Source organism: Serratia sp. AXJ-M (assembly GCF_046531865.1).
In the GTDB taxonomy this organism is placed as follows: domain Bacteria; phylum Pseudomonadota; class Gammaproteobacteria; order Enterobacterales; family Enterobacteriaceae; genus Serratia; species Serratia liquefaciens.
In genome coordinates this window covers 3,296,758-3,309,624 of the sequence record NZ_CP059394.1, presented here as the reverse complement: position 1 = coordinate 3,309,624, position 12,867 = coordinate 3,296,758, and the positions used below count along the sequence as shown (strand labels likewise).

The window sequence follows — 12,867 nt, the reverse complement described above, 5'->3', positions numbered from 1 at the left end:
CAGCAACAGGTTAGCCGAAGATGGGCGCAAAAGCTTTGGAGAAACGGCAGGGGGCGAATAAATTCGCCCCGAATAACGCGGGCGCCGCATGCAGCGCGATGTCAGGAAGCGGGGGCAGCCTGTTCCACTTTCAGCGAGACCAGGCCAATACCCAGTTTCTTCGGTACAAAACCGCCGCTGGCACCTTCTTGTGGCTCCGTGGGGGCCGGCGGCGTGATGCTGATGTTTCTGACTCCGGCAGGGTTGTCGAAGCGCAGCGTCACGGTGGTGTCCTGTTCGCTGAGCGTCACAAACTGTTCCTGATTGCCGACGCGCACCGAGATAGGTTCGCCGACGTTTTTACCGTAGGCGCGGGCGCGCAGCACCAGATCGAATGCTGATGGCAGGGGATCGACGTAATCAATATTCACCGTCGGCGCCAGGTTGGCGTCTGACCAACGGCCCCAGTCTTCGACGCTGGAAACGCCGGTGATCGCCTTCACCTGTTCCGGCATGCCCGGCAGCATAAAGGCGATGGCGTCCGCGTGGTATTTAACGGCGGCGTCGTCGACTTTCAGCTTGTCGACGGCGCTTTGGTAGGTGGCGATGCTATCGTTTGGCGGACGCTCAAAGTCTATTTTGCCGCGATAGCTGCCCCCTTTGGCCTGCACGATGTGCGGTGGGGCGGCCAGGCTGCCCGACGCGACGCAGGTGTCGGTGCTCAACGCCAGTTCTGGCGACCACACCCGACCGATTTCATAACATTTGTCGACCCAGACGAATTTCTCGCCTGCGCCCAGCCCGGCAAGCTGTTTTTTCAGCGGTGTGGACAGGTAGACGTTAAACATCGGCTCAATTTTGTTGTCCGTCACCTTCAGAATAAACGGCACCTTAAAGGTGATGCCGGAGAAGGTAAAGCGGTTGCCCCGATCGTCGAGACTGTAGTTTGTGATGCTGTTCGGGAAGCCCCATTGCTTGACCACCGCCGGTTTCCAGGCGTTGATTTTTTCGTCGATATTCAAAAACAACGTCGCCAGCGTTGGGCTGGACAGGCTGCTGCGACCGAGGCCAATGTAGTTATCGCCACCCATCACGTCCAGCACGGTAGCCCCGTTGTCCAGCGTGCTGCGCTTCTCGTTATGCAGCGCGGTCTGCGGGCGGGTGCCGTCGATAATAAAGAACAGGTTGCGGCGTTTCTGCTTGGTCAGGATGTCATAGGCGGTATTGTTCATCGCCAGATGGTCCGAAGACACCACGATAACGGTATTTTTGAAGTAGTCGGACGCCTTGATTTTGTCGATCAGCGCGGCGATATGCTGTTGGCTGCAGGCCACTGCGCTCAGCGACCGATTCTCTTTATTCTGCCAACGGAACGACTTTTTGCTGCAGCTGGCGGAGATAAAGCCGTCCGGGTGATGGGTGTCCACGGTCAAGGCGAACAGCGAGAACTTTTTGTTCTGCTTCGACAGCTCGACGAACTTGTCGAACACCACGTCCAGCACGGTATCATCGTACCAGCCCCAGTCATTTTTGTAGCCCGGGTCGCTGACCTGTCCGCGTAATTCCTTAAAGCCGTAGGCATGGTCAAAACCGTGCGATTTCAGGAAGGTGTCCTTGCCGGCGAAGGCCAGCTCGGCGCCCTGATAAAAGTAGTTGTCGTACCCGGCGGATTTCAGCACGTCGCCCAGGCAGACGTTTTCCGGGTAAAAGGTGGATACCGCGCTGGAGGCGTTGCCGTCAAAGGGGGCAAACAATGGGATACCGCACTGTGAGGACACCATACCGGCGATGGTGTAACCGGTGCCGGGCAGCTGTTGGGTATTGCTGAAGTCGATGCTGTTTTCGCGGTGCTGGTTCAGTTCGTCGGTCAGGCCGGGGAAGGTTTGTTGGTCGAAGTAGGTTCTCTCCAGGCTTTCAGCATAGATATACACCAGGTTCGGCGCTTTGCCCTGTACGGTTTTCTTCGGCGCTTTGTAATAGGTGTCAAAGTCGGCGGTATCGCCGCTAATCTGGCTCTTCACCAACAGCGAGATGTCCTGAAAGGCGGGAGTAGTGCCGACGGAAAACAGCGCCAGCAGCACGGCGAGCACGCTGTAAACCACGCTGCTGCTTTTCGCTTTGCGCCGTACCAGACTCCAGGTCAGCAGGGTGAAGATCAGCGCCAGCACCGCCAGCAGGCCAACAAACGGCAGCAAGTATTTACCGACGCCGGCGCCCTTCAGGCTGCTGGTGAGGGTGTAGATCACCGCATCGGTAATGCCGTCACCGGTAAAGTAGTTGCTGGCGATCAGCACCACGTTGAGGATCAGATAGCTGCCCAGCAGCGTCAACAGGGTGGCCAGCCACCAGCGGTTGGCGGCGGCACGGGTGCGGTAGATTAAAATTGAGGCTAAAAAAAGTGCAAACGAGATTAATGCTGAAACCATCCACCGTACCCTGTCTGATTAAAAAGGAAATCTTAACTGCCCTGGCAAACGCCGCCGACCCAAGCACGACGCGAAAGAGGAAGGGTATAGCGCATTGAAAGCGCCAGGGTCAATGCGTGTTTGCGCTGCCCTTGCGTGGCAGAGTGCGATTGGTCGTTTTTGTGACAATAGTGTGACATAAATCACGCCAGCGAGGCGAAAAGCGGCTGAATGTTGCTCATCCGAGGTTTGGCTCTAGCCTTAACGGAGAGCGTTGACGAAACACCTACACCCTTTTTTCAGGAGAAAGTCATGCATAGCATTCCCGCCGCCGTACTCGATGATTTGGCCCCGCAGGGGATCCTGCGTGCGGCCATCAATCTGGGCAATCCGGTGTTGGCGCAGAGGGGGCCTGACGGCGAACCTCAGGGGGTATCCGTGACGCTGGCCGGCGCGCTGGCCCGCGAGTTGGGCGTGGCGCTGGAGTTGGTGACCTATGATGCCGCAGGCAAGGTTTTTGCCGCGTTGGAAACCGGAGACTGGAACATCGCCTTTATGGCCATCGAACCGGTGCGGGCGGCGCAGATCGCGTTCAGTGCGCCTTATGCGATCATTGAGGGGACCTACCTGGTGGCCCAGGCGTCTCCCTGGCAACAGGTTGCCGAACTTGATCGGCCCGAGGTGCGCATTGCCGTAGGCCAGGGAGCGGCTTACGACCTGTATCTGTCGCGAACCTTAAAGCAGGCGCAACTGGTGCGTGCCGATACCTCCGCCGACGCGATCGCCTTGTTCCTCGAACAGGGGTTGGATGCGGCTGCGGGCGTGCGTCAACCGTTGCTGGCTGCCGCAGCGCAAAACCCGGGGTATCGGGTGCTGGCCGGGCATTTCACTGCCATCCAGCAGGCCATGGCGGTTCCGCGACAAAAAGCGTCGGGGGCGGCCTATGTGCGTGATTTTGTGGAGCGGTGCAAGGCGAGTGGCCTGGTGCTGCAGGCTTTGCAGCGCAGCGGTCAGGGTGACGTTACCGTCGCGCCTTCTGCCTGAGGGGGAATGGCAGGGGCGCGGCATACTGCGCCCCTGATAAAGCGAATAACCTTTAATTCAGCTCCACCGCGTATTGCTCCACCGGCGTGATTTTTTTGATCAGCTTGTTGTCGAACAGGAATTGTTCGTAGGCTTGATAGCGCGCTTTATTCAGCTTCGCCGGATCGGTTGCGAACAGCGGCAGGCTGACTTGCCAGGCCTGTTTGTTCAGCTCGGTATTGAGTTCCGGATGGGCTTTGGCGAACGCCAGCCAGCTTTCCTGCGGATGGGCGTGCAGATAGTCGCTGCCTTTTTTCAGCGCCGCGAGGAATTTTTTGATTTTCGGCTCTGCCAGCGAATCGCGATTGGCGACGATAATCAGCTCGTCGTAGCTCGGCACACCGTAGTCTTCCACGTTAAACACCACCGGATCTTTGCCCTGCAGTTTCAGCTCCAGCGCTTCAATGTTGCGATAGCCGCCGATTACCGCATCAACCTGGCCCGCCAGCAGGGCGCTGGTCAGTTGGAAATTAACGTTAATCAGTTTGGTTTCATTGGGGTTGAGATGTTCATGCTCAAGCATGGTCGCCAAGGTGGCTTGTTCGATGCCGCTGACCGAATAGCCGATTTTTTTACCCTTAAGTCCTGCCGGGGTGGTGATGCTTTTATCCAGCGTCATCACGGTATTAAGCGGCGAGTTAATCAGGGTGCCTACGCGCACCAGCGGCAGGCCCTGATCGGCAAAAAAGTGCAGCTGAGGCTGGTAGGTGATGGCCAAATCGGCCTGTTTTGCCGCCACCAGGCGCGGCGGCAGCGCCGGGTCGGAAGGGGGCACAATCTTGACGTCCAACCCTTCGGCCTTGAAGGCGCCGATCTGCTCGGCCACCATGATGGGCGCGTGGTCGGGGTTAATATACCAGTCGAGCACCAGCGTCAGTTTTTCCGCGGCATTGGCCTGGCTTGCCAGCGTGGCGCCGAGCAGCAGCCCGCAGACGGTATTTTTAAGCATGGTTGTTACCCTTGTTGTTGTGAGGCGATCAATCATTTTCCGGTGCCCAGTCGATCAGGCGCAGCAATAGCGCGTCTACCGTCACCCATAGCAAGACGGTCATCAGCACCAAAATAAACAGCGCGGCAAAGCAGATGTCGGTCTGCATGCGCGCGTTGGCGTTAAGCATGACGTAACCCAGGCCTTCCGCCGAGCCAACCCATTCGCCGATGATGGCGCCGATAGGGGCGACGGCGGCGGCCATCCGCAGCCCGGAACCGAAAGCCGGTAGCGCTGCCATCAGCCGCACGTGACGCAGTTGGGCCCAGGGAGAAGCACGTAGGGTACGGGCCAGATCGAGATAATCGTTATTGACCCGGCGTAGCCCATCGAAGAAGGCGGAAGTCACCGGGAAGAAAATCACCAGCACCGCCATCACCACTTTGGCGCTCATGCCAAAGCCGAACCACAGCACCAACAGCGGCGCCAGCGCAAACACCGGTATCGCCTGGCTGGTCAGCACCAACGGCATCAACCAACGCTGCAGGCGCGGCGAAAAGATCATGCACAGCGCCAGCGTGGCACCGAGTAAAACCCCGGCCAGCAAACCGCAGGCGATCTCCGAGGCGGTGATCAGCGTGTGATAAGCGAGGTACGCCCGGTTGTCCCACAGCGCCTGTGCCACCGCCGAGGGGGAGGGCAACAGGAAGGCGGGGATATCGCCCAGCGTGACCAGTGCCCACAGCAGCAACAGGCCGGCGAACACCGTCAGGCTGCGACGCATCCGCGACAGACGGCTTTCAGGGAGGGTTTTCATCCGGCGGCCCTCACCAGTTGCAGCAGCAACTCGCTCTGGCTTTTCAGCAGTTGAGGATTGTCCGGCGCTCGCGGCGGTAAGCCCTCGATAACATGACTGTCGTCCAGCCCCGCCGGATAACGGGACAGCACCAGCAGGCGGTGGCTTAGGCGGCAGGCCTCCATGGGGTCGTGGGTGATCAGCAGCACGGTATGCTGCGCCAGCAGTTCGGCGGCCAGCTGCTGGATCATGGCGCGGGTGATGGTATCCAGCGCAGAGAAGGGTTCATCCATCAACACAATCGGCTGGCGCTCATACAGCGTGCGGGCAATAGCGGCACGTTGACGCATGCCACCGGACAGCGCGGCAGGCAAGCTGCGGCCATAGCCGTTCAAGCCCACGCGTTCCCGCAGATGTTCCGCCCAGGCGAGGTCGACCTTTTCGCCGCGCAGCCGCGCACCGAGGCTAATATTTTCGTCAATTGTCAGCCAGGGATAGAGCAGATCCTTTTGCCCCATATAGGCGATACGTCCGGTTATCGGCAGGCCATCGCTGCCGATAACCGTACCGGAGGTGGGTTTCGCCAGCCCGGCGATGATCTTCAGCAGGCTGGTTTTCCCCGCGCCGCTGGCACCGAGCAGGGCAACGAAGCTGCCGCCGGCGATATCGAAATTCAGACCATCGAAAATCACCTGCTGACCAAAGCGCAGGGTCAGATCCCGTACCTGAATACCGGGCCGTGCATTGCCGTGCTGCGTGTCGCCGAGGCTCATTGGGCATTCAACCCCATCTGCCAGAAGGCGGATTCCAGGCGGGTGGCGGTGGTGAAAATCGCCGACAGTTCGTTCAGGCGGCTTGGGGCACCCCGCTGGAGGCCAACGTTTTCCAGCAGGTCGAGGGAGGCTTGTACGCCGCTCAGATAGGCGGGATCACCATAGTTGCGGATCCACGAGGCATAGGGATTGCCTTCCATCACGGTGTTGGGATCGTTAAGCAGGCGCAGGCCGATTTCGGCATAGCCGGCGACGCAGGGCATTAACGCTGCCAGCAGATCCAGAGCATCTCCGGCGTGGCCGATATCGAGCACATAGCGGGTGTAATTGAGGGTTTCCGGCGCTTCGGGTTCGGCGGCTATCTGCGGTTCGCTCAATCCCCAGTCGGCACAATAGGCCAGGTGCAGGGGCAGTTCGGCGACAATCGCATTGAGCGAAGCGGTAGCGGCACGCATTTCCGGCAGGGTGCGCAGTTTGCTGACCAGCAGGGCATAGGCGCGGGCAAAGTGGATCAAAAACAGATAATCCTGCGTCAGGTAGCGGCGAAAAGCGGGTTCCGGCAGCGTACCGGCGGCCAGTTGCTGAATAAAGGGGTGTGCCACATAGTCCTGCCAGTGACCGCCGGCCTGTTGGCGCAGCTTTCCGTAAAGACCGTTATCGAATAAGGGAGTAAACATGGGACCTCCAAAAGTGAGTGGAGATCCGGGCGCGCTGAGGTGAGGTATGAACAGGTAACCGCCGTGAGGGGATTGCCGACCGTCCCTTCGCTGGCATGACCCAGATCAGGTTCAAAGGGTTCGGCTTGCGCCATCTCAGCCCGTAACAGGACACCCCTCGGAGGAGCCTGTTATACGATATTTACTTTTTGATTACAATGCTCAGGCAGTGTGGCGTCGTGGCGTAAAAGGATCCGTTTAGTGCGATCGGCCACGATATTTCTGGCCGGAAGGGGGCGATTTTTGTCACTGTAATCCGGTCATTAATGAATCTAAGGATCACCCCATGAAGAAAATCGGCTTCCTTTCTTTCGGCCACTGGACGCCTTCGTCGCAGTCGGGCACCCGTTCGGCGGCAGATGCGCTGCTGCAATCCATTGATCTTGCCGTGGCGGCAGAAGAGCTGGGGGCGGATGGGGCTTATTTTCGCGTACACCACTTTGCCCGCCAGCTTGCCTCGCCATTCCCGCTGCTGGCAGCCATCGGCGCCAAAACCCAGCGTATTGAGATCGGCACCGGCGTGATCGACATGCGCTATGAAAATCCGCTTTATATGGTTGAAGATGCCTGCGCCGCCGACCTGATTTCCGGCGGGCGGCTGCAACTGGACGTCTAGGAATTTCAAACCTCCAGAGGCCGCTCTGGAACGTCAACTGTGGGGCTAAAATCCTTATAATTCGCCGGCGGGCGGCATAAAGGTGATAGATTTTCAATACGTTAGCTTGCTTTTTGTACGGATTTCCTGAATGCAGGCGGATCTTTCCTGCATCAACCAACGTAACGCATTCGTGCTATCTCTCCGGCATTCGAGACCAGCACCGCCAATCGAGTTGCACCAAGCGCACGGCTGAATTCCATCCGGGCACCGCACAGCAGGCAACTGTAAGGATCTGTCTTCAGCAATCTCTGGCTCAACGAGCGATGAGTGATCGTCACTACTTTTATCTCTTCTTCCTGGCCCAACGCCTTTTTTACCCGTGGAAGTTGTCTGCTCACCACACGGTTAGCCAAAAATCCGAAGTAGCGGATCATGCGGAAGTGTTTCTCAGGTATATGTTTTATCAACCTTAATATCAACTCATGCTGACCTAACGTCAGACTTTCATGCTGCCCGGTACGGTGATCAAGAAAACGCAGCGTGATCCGGCTTTCGCCATCGTAATGGGCCAGACGGGCCCCCGATACCGGCAGCTTTTTCAGATAGCGGCCCAGGTAATTTGCTGTCTGACGAGCGTGCTTTGTCGGTTTCGCAAAATAAACGTGCCAATAGGTCTCGCCTTTTTCATTTTTCCCCTGGCTGAGCACGAAACGTTTCCACTCGTCGTAGTCCCGAATGTGCACCAGCGCCATCGGCAGCGAGAGAGAGTCCCAGGCCTTCAGTAAAAACTGGCGCACATTCCATATCCAGCGTGCCCTGACCTTCGGCAGAGCAAACGCCATCGCCTTCCAGGCTCCGTGCTCATTAAGGCCGCCAGTGGTCCATGACAGGTGAATATGGCAATTCCAGTTGAGTTGGCGACCGTAGGTGTGCAACGCCCCGAAGATGCCGATGATCAGCCCCTTCTTCTGGGCTGCATACAGCAGGTTGTCGGCGGCCAGGGCAAACAGAGCACCAAGGAGCCAGCGGTTGCTCTCAAACAGCGGCCACAAGGTATCGGGCAGGGTGAAAGTCCCGTGCTGGCACGGCGTATCCGGCAGACGTGCCATCATGGTGGCAATCCACAGGTCAGTGGCCTTTTTCCCGCATGTCGGGCATCCGCGGCCGTTGCAGCTCTGGTGAACAAACCGGTGGTGTGTGCAATCAGCGTTACTGCAATGAAATTCGCGGGAACCCATCAGTGGCGTACCGCAAGCCAGCATTTTGGTAATAACCTCGACTTCGACCGACCGTACTGGATGGTTGTCCATGATGTCGGCCCAGGCACCGTTGCGCTGGAAGAGCGCCTTCATGGGCCTCGGCTGAAAGGTGTTGTCACCAGACCGGGCCATCGGCATGCATCGCGGCTTCGGTTTCATAGAGGTCGAATCGGCGGCAGTCATGGCAGAAGGCGACGAAATGGTAGGGAGAATCGGGGAACAGACGGTAAAAGGTTTCCCAGAAGCACTGGGTGCAGGAAGGGTTATTACCGTCAACAAATTCTTTGAAAACAGTTTGATAAGAGTACTGGTTTTGGCGGGCGACGTCTTTTAGCGCCTGCTTAACCATTTTTGTATGAATTTGCTGATGTTCGGGGGAATGGGACACTGCGCTTACCTGCGGTTGAGTCGTTTCAGAACGTCACCATTTTGCCATACATCGATTTGCAGCCGCTAGGCTGCTTCGTTCGCATCAGCCGCGGTTCTCCCGAACAGGTGATTGATGGCTGGCGTTATTTTGGTTATACGCCTGCCGAAGGCGAGACCGAAGCCGATATGGCGCGCCGCCATACCGACGTCCTGTTGGAAGCGCTGCGTGGCGAAGGCTTTGCTGAACCTAACCCGCAACCGATGTTCCCGAACCCGCCGGGCTTGCTACGGGTAGAACCTTTCTCCGCCGGGCTGCGCGATCGCATCTGGTGGGGCGCCAGCTCAAACGCCACGGCGATCTGGGCGGCGAAGCTGGGCATGAATCTGCAAAGCTCGACGCTGAAAAACGACGAAACCGGCGAGCCCTTCCACGTGCAGCAGGCCAAGCAGATCCGCGCTTATCGCGATGCCTGGAAGGCCGCGGGTCATGCACGTCAGCCGCGGGTGTCGGTCAGCCGCAGCATCTTTGCGCTGATGAACCAGCAGGATCGCAGCTATTTCGGCAACAGCGGTCAGGACAGCGATCAGGTGGGGTATATCGATCAGCAGACTCGCGCGGTATTCGGCCGTAGCTATGCCGCCGAGCCGGAACTGCTGATCAAGCAGTTGGCGCAGGACGAAGCGATTGCCGAAGCCGATACCTTGCTGCTGACCGTGCCCAACCAGTTGGGCGTTGACTACAATGCCCACGTGATTGAGTCGATCCTGACTCATGTCGCGCCGGCGCTGGGCTGGCGCTGATGAGAGAAAACGCTTCTCAAACCGGGAAGCGTTATTGACTTATTTTGTCTATTTTGTATTTTAAGGCCATGCATACATTTCTGATTATCGTCCCCGAAGGGGGCATGCTGTTCGAATCGGCGGGGATCGCCGACATCCTGATGCAGGCCAACCGCTTGCGGCCCGATGACGCGCCGCTCTACCAGATGGCGATAGTCACCACGCAAACCCACCGGGTAGTGCATGGCTCGTCCGGTTTGAATCTGTTGGCCGATCATCGCCTGGCGGATCTCGACCCTGAGGTGGCACGCGATACCATTATCGTTACCGGCAAAGGGGCGACCGAGGAAGAAAGCGCCTTTGTGGTGGATTGGCTCCGCCGTGCGGCCCCCAAGGCGCGGCGCGTGGCGTCCGTTTGCGGTGGGGCGATGCTGCTGGCCGAAGCCGGTCTGCTGGACGGCCGCCGGGCAACCACCCATTGGCGGCTGCTGGAAACCTTGCAGGCCCGTTTCCCCAAAGTGAAGGTCGAAAATGGGCCGATCTACGTGCAGGATGGTGCGGTCTGGACCTCTGGCGGCGTCAGCTCCGGGTTTGATCTCACACTGGCGCTGGTGGAGGACGATTACGGTTTCGTGCAGGCCCGCGAAGTGGCGCAGGATTTGGTGATGTTTTTGCGCCGCCCCGGCGGGCAGGCGCAGTTCAGCCGTTACCCACTGAATCAGGCCAAAACACCGGGCCCGATCCGCGATCTGCAGAGCTGGATCCTGGAGAATCTGGCCGAGGATCTTTCCGTTGAGAAACTGGCCGAACGGGTTGCCATGAGCCCGCGCAACTTTACGCGCGTGTTCACGCGTGAAACCGGTATTTCACCCGCCAAATTTGTCGAAGAAGGGCGCTTGTACATCGCCCGCCAGCGTCTGGAACAGAGCTCACAAGGCATTGAACAAATCGCCACCAGCAGCGGTTTCGGCAATGCGCTCAATCTGCGCCGCGTTTTCGAACGGCATCTGCAACTGACCCCAACCGAATACCGCGATCGCTTCCATTCACGCACTTTGGCGTAAATTGATCTACAAACGTCATTTACGACATGCTCCCTGCGGCTTAAATTTACACCAGAGCCAATAACGAAGGAGTAGATCATGGTCAAAGTAGGCATTAATGGATTCGGCAGAATCGGCAGGAATGTTTTGCGCGCTGCATTAGGTCGCAGCGACTTTGAAGTTGTGGCGATCAATGATTTGACCGACAGCAAAACCCTGGCGCATCTGCTGAAATACGATTCGCTCTCGGGCCGGCTGGCGGCCAGCATCGAGGCCGGTGAAAACCAGCTGCTGCTGGACGGCAGGCCGATTCATGTCTTCTCTGAAAGAGATCCGGGCGCCATTCCATGGAAAAGTGTGGGCGTTGACGTGGTGATCGAAGCGACCGGTTTTTTTGCCGACAAAGCCAAGGCGGAAGTGCACATCACCCGTGGTGGCGCCAAGCGAGTGATTATCTCTGCGCCGGCAAAAGACGACGACATTACGATAGTGATGGGCGTTAACCAGGATCAGTACGATCCGGCCAAGCATCGGGTGGTCAGCAACGGCAGTTGTACCACCAACGGTTTGGCGCCCGCCGCGCAGGTGCTGCATCAAGCCTTTGGTATTGAGTACGGCCTGATGAACACCACCCATGCCTACACCAACAGCCAGGCGCTGCACGATCAGCCGGAAAAAGATTTACGGGGCGCCCGCGCCGCCGCGGAGTCGATTGTGCCTTACTCCAGCGGCGCGGCCAAAGCGCTCGGCAAGGTGATCCCGAGCCTGGATGGCCGCCTGACCGGTTATTCGCTGCGAGTGCCGGTGCCGGTGGTCTCTATCGTCGACCTGACGGTCACGCTGAAACGCGAAGTGACTAGCGAAGAAATCAATGCCGCTTTCCGCCAGGCTGCGGAGTCAGGGCCACTGAAGGGCATTCTCGGTTACAGCGATGAGCCTTTGGTGTCGAGCGATTATAAAGGCGATCCGCGCTCGTCGATTATTGATGGGCTTTCCACGCTGGTGATCGGCGGCAAGTTGGTCAAGGTGCTTGCCTGGTACGACAACGAGTGGGGGTTCTCTAACCGCCTGGTCGATCTGGCGGTACTGATGGAAAAACGCGGGTTGTAAATACCTCGCGGTCGAATATGTTCGTCCTTTCACTCAGGCAATAGCCCCCATCAGGGGGCTATTAAGGTCGTTGACAAAGTGCTGTGTTGTTTAATGGTAGGGGCGCTGCATGCTGCGCCCAATAGCATAATCAATGGGTTAAATCGGGTCGAACATGTTCGACCCCTACCGGTTTAGCCTTTTCGAGTGTTTGTCAGTAGTCTGAATAGACCCCTCCAGGGGGCTATTCAACGTCAATTCAGAGCTGTGCAATACGCATTAACTCTTCTTTCGCCCCAGGGGCCACCGCCAGCACCGGCCCGCCGCGCAGTAAACGTTCCCCTTCGGTATTGAACGGGTGGGTCCAGCCACCGGCTTCGTTCACCAGACAGTAACCTGCCAGACAGTCCCAGGCGTGCATGTAGGGTTCGTAATAGCCCACCAGCCGTCCTGCCGCCACCCAGGCCAACATCATGGCGCCGGAACCGTTGCGGAAGAAACTGCCGCCCACGGCGGTGATTGCGGCGGCAATTTCGCCGACGCGTTCCGGTTTAACATAGCTGTTGGCACCAAAACCGGTGACGTGGTTTTGCATGGTGCGCTTAGGATCCACCCGCAGTGGTTTGCCGTTGAGGGTAGCCCCCGCGCCGCGCGCGGCCTTAAAACACTCCTGCTGGCAGGGGGCAACAATTACGCCGATCACCGGCTCGCCCTGATGGATCACCGCCACGGACACGCACCAGTTCGGCATGCCGTTAACGAATGGGCTGGTGCCGTCGATCGGATCCACCACCCAGGTGTAACCGGAATCGCCGGGTTGCAGGCCAAACTCTTCGCCCAGAAAACCGTCTTGCGGGAATTGGCGGGTGATGTGTTCACGGATCAGCAGTTCAACCTCGCGATCGGCAATCGAAACCACGTCTTGCGCATCGCGTTTGGTTTCAATCACCAGGCTCTCGCGGCGGTTAAAATAATCCAGCGCCTTGGCTCCGGCTTCGCGGGCCGCCTGTTCTGCCAGCGTCAGGCGCTGAGTAATCTGTTCGTTCATC

Annotated in this window: 11 protein-coding genes, 2 pseudogenes and 1 riboswitch; of the genes and pseudogenes, 5 read left to right on the top strand and 8 right to left on the bottom strand. The window is 58.2% G+C overall.

The window, feature by feature from the left end; all coding sequences use genetic code 11:
• Positions 1–101: 101 nt before the first annotated feature.
• Positions 102–2,405: a phosphatidylglycerol--membrane-oligosaccharide glycerophosphotransferase gene (opgB, locus tag H0S68_RS15550; RefSeq protein ID WP_410528829.1), complete on the bottom strand. Its 2,304-nt coding sequence runs from the start codon at positions 2,403–2,405 to the stop codon at positions 102–104.
• A 291-nt stretch (positions 2,406–2,696) separates the two neighbouring features.
• Here opgB and H0S68_RS15545 point away from each other — a divergent pair, with 291 nt between their 5' ends.
• On the top strand, positions 2,697–3,428 hold the full coding sequence (locus tag H0S68_RS15545) for an ABC transporter substrate-binding protein (RefSeq protein ID WP_128865313.1): 732 nt from the start codon (positions 2,697–2,699) through the stop codon (positions 3,426–3,428).
• A gap of 52 nt (positions 3,429–3,480) precedes the next feature.
• On the opposite strand, the gene H0S68_RS15540 is transcribed toward H0S68_RS15545, so the two are convergent.
• From H0S68_RS15540 to H0S68_RS15525, 4 genes are read right to left on the bottom strand one after another with little or no spacing between them, the layout of a single operon-like run.
• Positions 3,481–4,416, bottom strand: a complete 936-nt coding sequence (locus H0S68_RS15540; RefSeq protein ID WP_048762340.1) for an ABC transporter substrate-binding protein — start codon at positions 4,414–4,416, stop codon at positions 3,481–3,483.
• Positions 4,417–4,444: 28 nt separating this feature from the next.
• Positions 4,445–5,212 (bottom strand): ABC transporter permease, encoded by a 768-nt coding sequence (locus H0S68_RS15535; RefSeq protein WP_046373164.1) that lies wholly within the window; start codon positions 5,210–5,212, stop codon positions 4,445–4,447.
• Positions 5,209–5,964: an ABC transporter ATP-binding protein gene (locus H0S68_RS15530; RefSeq protein WP_115058501.1), complete on the bottom strand. Its 756-nt coding sequence runs from the start codon at positions 5,962–5,964 to the stop codon at positions 5,209–5,211. Before H0S68_RS15530 ends, H0S68_RS15535 begins: the two co-directional genes overlap by 4 nt.
• Positions 5,961–6,641 carry a TenA family protein gene (locus H0S68_RS15525; RefSeq protein WP_020827664.1) on the bottom strand — a complete coding sequence of 227 codons (681 nt, stop codon included), beginning with the start codon at positions 6,639–6,641 and terminating at the stop codon, positions 5,961–5,963. The genes H0S68_RS15530 and H0S68_RS15525 overlap by 4 nt, the downstream gene beginning before the upstream one ends.
• A 65-nt stretch (positions 6,642–6,706) precedes the next feature.
• A riboswitch (TPP riboswitch) is annotated at positions 6,707–6,809 on the bottom strand.
• Positions 6,810–6,966: 157 nt separating this feature from the next.
• On the opposite strand from H0S68_RS15525, the pseudogene H0S68_RS15520 reads away from it, so the two are divergent.
• Positions 6,967–7,293 (top strand): annotated as a pseudogene (locus H0S68_RS15520) (LLM class flavin-dependent oxidoreductase); the annotation flags it as partial.
• Between the two features lie 155 nt (positions 7,294–7,448).
• On the opposite strand, the gene H0S68_RS15515 reads toward H0S68_RS15520, so the two are convergent.
• Together H0S68_RS15515 and H0S68_RS15510 are read right to left on the bottom strand one after the other, a co-directional pair.
• Complete coding sequence (locus H0S68_RS15515; protein WP_410529467.1) at positions 7,449–8,669, bottom strand: IS91 family transposase; 1,221 nt, start codon at positions 8,667–8,669, stop codon at positions 7,449–7,451.
• Positions 8,653–8,886, bottom strand: coding sequence for a hypothetical protein (locus H0S68_RS15510; protein WP_410529466.1), 234 nt, complete (start codon positions 8,884–8,886; stop codon positions 8,653–8,655). The genes H0S68_RS15515 and H0S68_RS15510 overlap by 17 nt, the downstream gene beginning before the upstream one ends.
• Positions 8,887–9,008: 122 nt before the next feature.
• Between H0S68_RS15510 and H0S68_RS15505 the strand changes: the two are divergent.
• From H0S68_RS15505 to gap, 3 genes and pseudogenes are all read left to right on the top strand, one after another.
• Positions 9,009–9,707: pseudogene (locus H0S68_RS15505) on the top strand (LLM class flavin-dependent oxidoreductase); the annotation flags it as partial.
• 68 nt (positions 9,708–9,775) lie between these two features.
• Positions 9,776–10,750: a GlxA family transcriptional regulator gene (locus H0S68_RS15500; protein WP_130016397.1), complete on the top strand. Its 975-nt coding sequence runs from the start codon at positions 9,776–9,778 to the stop codon at positions 10,748–10,750.
• A gap of 78 nt (positions 10,751–10,828) precedes the next feature.
• Positions 10,829–11,839 carry a type I glyceraldehyde-3-phosphate dehydrogenase gene (gene gap, locus H0S68_RS15495; RefSeq protein ID WP_410528828.1) on the top strand — a complete coding sequence of 337 codons (1,011 nt, stop codon included), beginning with the start codon at positions 10,829–10,831 and terminating at the stop codon, positions 11,837–11,839.
• Between the two features lie 238 nt (positions 11,840–12,077).
• Here gap and H0S68_RS15490 read toward each other — a convergent pair whose 3' ends face one another.
• Positions 12,078–12,866: an inositol monophosphatase family protein gene (locus H0S68_RS15490; protein ID WP_065424731.1), complete on the bottom strand. Its 789-nt coding sequence runs from the start codon at positions 12,864–12,866 to the stop codon at positions 12,078–12,080.
• Position 12,867: the final 1 nt, after the last annotated feature.

What these genes read in the sequence shown, in the direction of transcription:
- opgB (WP_410528829.1), bottom strand. Translation starts at nt 2,405, where the DNA reads ATGGTTTCAGCATTAATCTCGTTTGCACTTTTTTTAGCCTCAATTTTA.
- H0S68_RS15545 (WP_128865313.1), top strand. Translation starts at nt 2,697, where the DNA reads ATGCATAGCATTCCCGCCGCCGTACTCGATGATTTGGCCCCGCAGGGG.
- H0S68_RS15540 (WP_048762340.1), bottom strand. Translation starts at nt 4,416, where the DNA reads ATGCTTAAAAATACCGTCTGCGGGCTGCTGCTCGGCGCCACGCTGGCA.
- H0S68_RS15535 (WP_046373164.1), bottom strand. Translation starts at nt 5,212, where the DNA reads ATGAAAACCCTCCCTGAAAGCCGTCTGTCGCGGATGCGTCGCAGCCTG.
- H0S68_RS15530 (WP_115058501.1), bottom strand. Translation starts at nt 5,964, where the DNA reads ATGAGCCTCGGCGACACGCAGCACGGCAATGCACGGCCCGGTATTCAG.
- H0S68_RS15525 (WP_020827664.1), bottom strand. Translation starts at nt 6,641, where the DNA reads ATGTTTACTCCCTTATTCGATAACGGTCTTTACGGAAAGCTGCGCCAA.
- H0S68_RS15515 (WP_410529467.1), bottom strand. Translation starts at nt 8,669, where the DNA reads ATGGCCCGGTCTGGTGACAACACCTTTCAGCCGAGGCCCATGAAGGCG.
- H0S68_RS15510 (WP_410529466.1), bottom strand. Translation starts at nt 8,886, where the DNA reads ATGGTTAAGCAGGCGCTAAAAGACGTCGCCCGCCAAAACCAGTACTCT.
- H0S68_RS15500 (WP_130016397.1), top strand. Translation starts at nt 9,776, where the DNA reads ATGCATACATTTCTGATTATCGTCCCCGAAGGGGGCATGCTGTTCGAA.
- gap (WP_410528828.1), top strand. Translation starts at nt 10,829, where the DNA reads ATGGTCAAAGTAGGCATTAATGGATTCGGCAGAATCGGCAGGAATGTT.
- H0S68_RS15490 (WP_065424731.1), bottom strand. Translation starts at nt 12,866, where the DNA reads ATGAACGAACAGATTACTCAGCGCCTGACGCTGGCAGAACAGGCGGCC.